The organism is Streptomyces pseudogriseolus, from assembly GCA_002154585.1.
Classification (GTDB): domain Bacteria; phylum Actinomycetota; class Actinomycetes; order Streptomycetales; family Streptomycetaceae; genus Streptomyces; species Streptomyces pseudogriseolus.
The window spans coordinates 1-704 of sequence record MUNG01000640.1; the positions used below are offsets into that span (position 1 = coordinate 1).

The following is a 704-nucleotide window of genomic DNA, read 5'->3' on the forward strand; positions in this document are numbered from 1 at the left end:
ACCGGGCGGGATCCAGCCCGGACGCCAGCAGCAAGGTGGCCGCCTGCCTGCTCAGCCGGCGCACCCGCGCCGGATCGTGGTCCACGGTCAGGGCGTGCAGGTCGACGATGCAGAACAGCGCGTCCGCCCGGTACTGGTCGACCGTGGCCCACCGCCGCATGGCCCCGAGGTAGTTCCCCAGCGTCAGATGTCCGGTCGGCTTGATACCGCTGAAGACCCGAGTCATCACTTCTCCCTCTTCTGTCGAGCGTCGGGACCGCCGTCCGGGGCGGGCCGCCCCTCGAGCTCCGGGGGAGAAAGCGAAACGGCCGCCGAGGCGGCGGCCGTGGGTTGCATACGCAGGACGACCGCCGTCAGGCGGCCCACCAGAACTGGCTGTGCGTACGCGTCGTCATGCCCACGAGACTACGCCCCCGGGGTGGGGGACCGCAGCGAGTTGACACGCACCTGGGGGATCCGTACTGTTCTCCGAGTTGTCCGACGTGAGCACCGACTCCGGTCGGCCCCGGACAGCCATCCCGTGAGTACCACCATGATCGACGTCAGCGGCCTGTCCGTCGGCGCGTCATTGTCGTGCGTATTCACGGAATGAGGAATCCGCACCCGAAAGGGAGCAGGACCCCGATTAGGTCGGGAGCCGGGAATCCGCTAAAGTCTCACTCGTCGGAACGGACCGCAAGGGACGGGAAGACAAACCCCGCTGA

1 pseudogene is annotated in these 704 nt (G+C 68.0%); it reads right to left on the reverse strand.

The features are described 5' to 3' along the window. Positions 1–226: pseudogene (locus tag CCN29_RS33670) on the reverse strand (tryptophan--tRNA ligase); the annotation flags it as partial. Positions 227–704 lie beyond the last annotated feature (478 nt).